2 protein-coding genes, 1 tRNA gene and 2 pseudogenes are annotated in these 5,007 nt (G+C 65.5%); 3 read left to right on the plus strand and 2 right to left on the minus strand.

Annotated elements, in window-relative coordinates:
- Nucleotides 1-475: pseudogene (locus tag EN780_RS27320) on the minus strand (oligoendopeptidase F); the annotation flags it as partial.
- Between the two features lie 141 nt (nucleotides 476-616).
- On the opposite strand from EN780_RS27320, the gene EN780_RS27325 reads away from it, so the two are divergent.
- The 3 genes from EN780_RS27325 to EN780_RS27335 all read left to right on the plus strand — a co-directional run bounded on the left by EN780_RS27325 (nucleotide 617) and on the right by EN780_RS27335 (nucleotide 4,616).
- A complete protein-coding gene (locus EN780_RS27325; protein WP_128275854.1) occupies nucleotides 617-2,140 on the plus strand; it encodes a sigma-54 dependent transcriptional regulator in 1,524 nt (507 codons plus the stop codon).
- 391 nt (nucleotides 2,141-2,531) lie between these two features.
- Nucleotides 2,532-4,406: a DUF882 domain-containing protein gene (locus tag EN780_RS27330; RefSeq protein WP_128275855.1), complete on the plus strand. Its 1,875-nt coding sequence runs from the start codon at nucleotides 2,532-2,534 to the stop codon at nucleotides 4,404-4,406.
- A 136-nt stretch (nucleotides 4,407-4,542) separates the two neighbouring features.
- Nucleotides 4,543-4,616: transfer RNA gene (locus EN780_RS27335), tRNA-Gln, on the plus strand.
- A gap of 107 nt (nucleotides 4,617-4,723) precedes the next feature.
- Here the strand turns inward: EN780_RS27335 and EN780_RS27340 are convergent.
- Nucleotides 4,724-5,007 (minus strand): annotated as a pseudogene (locus EN780_RS27340) (keto-deoxy-phosphogluconate aldolase); the annotation flags it as partial.

The following is a 5,007-nucleotide window of genomic DNA, read 5'->3' on the forward strand; positions in this document are numbered from 1 at the left end:
TGCCGGGCTGGTCTATGCCGGCAACACCGCCGACCCGCAGCGCGCCCTCGATCACCGCGTCGTCGATCAGATTGAGTTCGAGTGCAAAAAACAGAAGATGCGCGCTGGCGTCGGTCATCTTCTCCTGGATATCGCCATAGAGCTTGGCGCGCTGCGGGTCGGCGGTGTTGCCGGCATAGACCAGCCCGGCATAGGAGACGATGCGGCCGATCAGCTCCTCCAGCGCCTCATAGGCGCGCAACGCTTCGCCCAGGCGGCCGGCGGCGCCGCGCTCGGCCTCGGCGGCAAGCGTGCCTTTCCAGCGCGTCTCGAAGCTGATGGCATCCTGCGCCGCCTTGGCGATGTCGCGCTTCAGCTCGGCCGCTTGCATGCCGGAATAGAGGTCGGCGAGGTTCCATTCCGGCAGGTCGCCGAGCTCCGCCGCGCCGTGACCGGACGCTACCGCCGCGAGCTGCCCATCAGAAACCATGCGCATCAAATACCTTCCAGAAGCTGGGGAAAGAGAGAAGCCGGTCAAATCCTAAGGAATTCGTTCACCGGGTTTTTTGAAACCTTATTTAGAACCCTGTGCCAAGATGATCCATGGGGATTTCTCGGGCCAGGCATCAACACAGTCATGACAGGTTCCATACTCATAGTCGATGACGATCCCGTGCAGCGCAGGCTGCTCGAGGCGGCAGTGACGAAATTCGGCCACGGCGCGATCGTCACCGACGGCGGCGAGGCCGGCCTCGGGGCTCTCGACGGACCCGGCGCGCGCGACGTGTCGGTGGTCATTCTCGACCTCGTCATGCCCGGCCTCGACGGCATCGGCGTCCTGAAGGCGATGCGCGAGCGCGGCATCCACGTTCCGGTCATCGTGCAGACCGCGCAGGGCGGCATCGAGACCGTCGTATCGGCGATGCGCCACGGCGCCTTCGATTTCGTCGTCAAGCCGGCCTCCCCCGACAGGTTGCAGACCGCGATCTCCAACGCGCTGAAGGTCGAGGCGGTCGAAGACGAGATGAAGCGCACGTCCAGGCGGCGCGGCGGCCACCTGACCTTCAAGGACCTGATCACGCACAGCCCGGCGATGGACCGGGTGATCCGGCTCGGCCAGAAGGCGGCGGCGTCCAACATCCCGATCCTGATCGAGGGCGAATCGGGCGTCGGCAAGGAGCTGGTGGCGCGCGCCATCCAGGGCAGCGGCGACCGCCGCTCGAAACCGTTCGTCACCGTCAATTGCGGCGCCATCCCCGACAATCTCGTCGAATCGATCCTGTTCGGCCACGAAAAGGGCTCGTTCACCGGCGCCACCGACAAGCACACCGGCAAATTCGTCGAGGCGCATTCGGGCACGCTGTTCCTCGACGAGATCGGCGACCTGCCGCTCGACGTCCAGGTCAAGCTGTTGCGCGCGGTGCAAGAGGGCGAGGTCGATCCGGTCGGCGGCCGTTCGACGGTCAAGGTCGACATCAGGCTGATTTCGGCGACGCACCGCAATCTCCTGCAGCAGGTCAAGGACGGCCGTTTCCGCGAGGATCTGTTCTACCGGCTCAACGTCTATCCGATCTTCGTGCCGCCGCTGCGCGACCGCCGCGACGACATTCCCTATCTGGTCAGGCATTTCATGGAGAAGGTGGCGCCTGCCGATCCGCGTCACCGTCCGCAAGGCATCTCGGCCAGGGCGCTCGCCATGCTGCAGGCCTATGACTGGCCGGGCAACATCAGGCAGCTGGAGAACGCCGTCTTCAGGGCCTCCGTGCTGGCCGAAAGCGAGCTGCTGACGGAAGAGGAGTTTCCGCAGATCCGCGCGCAGCTGGAAGGCACGGTCAAGCTCGATGCCGAGATTGCCGCGCCAGCGCCTGAGCTGAACGGTGACGACGTGGCCGGCGAGCCGGGGGTGGTCGTGGCCGAGCCCGATCCGCCGGCAAGGCTGCAGCCGCGCTTCGGGACGCTGCGGGCACTGGACGAGCGCGGCAATGTACGCGCTCTGGCCGAAGTCGAACTGGAAATGATCAAGCTCGCCATCGACCATTACAATGGCCAGATGAGCGAGGTCGCGCGCCGTCTCGGCATCGGCCGTTCGACCCTCTATAGGAAGCTCAAGGAATACGGCATCGACCCGGAAAGCGGCCGCATCGAGCGCCTTGCATCCTGACCCGCCGAGCCCTGTTCGCAAGCTCCGGACCAGTTCCGTCCCCTGGTGCGGGCCCGCTCGGCATCGATCGCGGCGCCGGCGGCGCCGCAGCGACTCGATTATGGCTGCGATCACGCAATTGAGGCCCGCGGTAACAGATCGTGTTTCGGCCAAAGGCGGAAAAATGATCTAAACCAGCAATTTACCAAGAAACGCAGTGCAACATTTTTGACGGGATATCGCCACGGTGTTACCGCATTTCGGCTTCAATAAGCGATGATTAACCATTAGGATCGATATTCGGATGTGAGAACAACACATCCGTTTGGGCAAATCCGGGGACAAACGGCAGCCTGCAAGGCCATTTGATTTGAACCAAGTCGAACGACACACAGACGGGCGGCATTATCACATGAGCGTCTGGCCGAGATGGCTGGCTGCTGTGATTGTTGCGCTTGGTTTCCTCGCCGCGGCCGCGACCGGCGCCAGCGCCGAAGTTCGTTCGCTGAAGCTCTATCACCTGCACACGCACGAAAAGGCCGAGATCGTCTACAAGCGCAATGGGCGCTACGATCCCGAGGGCCTGCGCAAGATCAACATCATTCTGCGCGACTGGCGCCGCAACGAACCGACCAAGATGGATCCGCGGCTGCTCGACCTGGTCTGGGAAGCCTATCGGCAGAGCGGCGCCACCGACTACATCCAGGTCGTCTGCGGCTATCGCTCGCCGGCGACGAACTCGATGCTGCGCAGCCGCAGCCGGGGTGTCGCCGAGAAGAGCCAGCACATGCTCGGCAAGGCGATGGACTTCTATATCCCGGGCGTGCCGCTGAAGAAGCTGCGCAACATCGGTCTCAAGATGCAGGGCGGCGGCGTCGGCTACTATCCGTCGTCGGGCTCTCCGTTCGTGCACATGGATGTCGGCAATGTGCGCCACTGGCCCGGTATCAGCCGCCAGGAACTGGTCGGGGTCTTCCCGAACGGCAAGACGCTGCACGTGCCGAGCGACGGCAGGCCGCTGCCAGGCTACGAACAGGCTTTGGCCGCCTACAAAGCCCGTAAGGGCGCCGGCACCCCCAACATCGAACTGGCCAGCGCCGGCGGTTCGACCAAGCGGTCCGGCGGGCTGCTTGCTGCCTGGTTTGGCGGCGGCGACGACGAGGCGGACGACAGCGCCGATGTCGCGACTGCCGCGCCTGCGCCCAAGCCGAAGAGCGTGAAACCGGCGGTGGCGGCCAAGAGCAGCAACCTGCCTGGCATCGCGATCGTGTCACCCAAGGACGCGCAGCGCGCCAACATTCCACAGATCGCCGACGACAATTCGGCGGATTCGGAACCCGAGCAGGACACGCCGGAGACGATCATCGCGGCGCTGCCGCCAAAGGAGGTCCCGCTGCCGGACTTCGCGCCGCGTCCGAAGACCGATGTCGGCCAGCAGACGCCTGAGAACGTGCCGTTCGGCGTGGCCGACGCATCGACGACGACCGAGCAGGGGGTTGCGACGGCGCATGCGCCGGTCAGCGTGCCTTTCGGCATGACCAATCCGACTGCTGCGGATGCCGCGACTGCCGCCGCAGATCCGGCGCAGGTCGCGGTCAACAACGTCCCGCTGCCGACATGGCGTCCTGACCGTTCGTTGCCGGCCGATCTCGCAGCGCAGGACAAGAGCGTGCTGCTGGCGCTGGCCGACACCGCCCAGCACAACAAGACCGCGACCGATGCGTTCTCGGTCCTGCCCAGCGCGCGTCCGGATGAGGCCAAGGCGGACGAAGTCAAGCCGGATGAGGTCAAGCCGGATGAAGTCAAGGCCGTTCTCGACGAGGCCAACGCCACGAGCGAGGCCAGCGTCGCGAGTGGCGACTATCAGGTCGCCTCGCTCGAGCCGCGCTCGGCATTCAACGATCCGTCCGGCGTCGATGCGGCCTCGCCGCGCGACGCCATCGCCAGCCGCCCGGCCGGTTCCGATCCGGCGCTGGCAATCGGTGCCGGCGTGAAGACGACGCGCAAGGAAGCCAGGGCCAGCGCCCGCGACCTGAAGCCTGGGCCGAAGGCAATGGTGGTTGCCGCCGCGCCGCAGGCCGCGCGCTGGGCACTGAACAGCGGCGAATACGTCGCCACGGTCTCCAGCGCGACGACGGCGCCGCGCTATGCCTACAACATCGTGCATACGCCGCCGAGCGAGGTCTATACGGCGGGCTTCCAGGCCGACAACCAGATGGCGGATGCCAACCGGTTTACCGGCAATGCCGTGAAGTTCCTCTCGGTCGCCCGTTTCCAGACCAAGTAGGCGACAGGCCAGACAAGCGCAAAGCCGCGCCGGGCGACCCGCGCGGCTTTTGCTTTTGAGGCATGCCATCCGCGTCGCCGTTCGGGTCGGCGCTGGCTTCGGCGGGGCCGGGATGCTAACGACGTGACGCCTGCTTTCCCGCTTCGTCTAACGGTAGGACAGCGCCCTTTGAAGGCGTGAATCGTGGTTCGAATCCATGAGCGGGAACCAGCGATTGCCGGCCTGTCAGCAACGGTTCGGGCCTGCGGATCACGCGCTGATTGCATTCCAGGCAACTGGCCCGGTCGGTAGCCGGCCGGTTTTTCGTGTCCCGGACGCTACTTCTTGAGCTGGCTCGCCGCGCGGGCCAGGGCCTCGATCTCGTCCCACTTGCCGGCCTTGACCATGTCGTCCGGCGCCACCCAGGACCCGCCGACGCAGACGACGTTGGGCAGGGCGAGATAGTCGGCGGCGTTCTTGGCGCTGATGCCGCCGGTCGGGCAGAACTTCACGTCGGCGAGCGGCGAGGCGAAGGCCTTCAGCGAGGCAATGCCCCCAGATTGCTCGGCCGGGAAGACTTTCAGGAAGCGCAAGCCGGCCTCGCGGGCAGCCATGATCTCGC

Source organism: Mesorhizobium sp. M4B.F.Ca.ET.089.01.1.1, from assembly GCF_004022605.1.
Lineage (GTDB): Bacteria > Pseudomonadota > Alphaproteobacteria > Rhizobiales > Rhizobiaceae > Mesorhizobium > Mesorhizobium abyssinicae.

Coding starts and splice junctions, on each gene's coding strand:
- EN780_RS27325 (WP_128275854.1), top strand. CDS start 617: ATGACAGGTTCCATACTCATAGTCGATGACGATCCCGTGCAGCGCAGG.
- EN780_RS27330 (WP_128275855.1), top strand. CDS start 2,532: ATGAGCGTCTGGCCGAGATGGCTGGCTGCTGTGATTGTTGCGCTTGGT.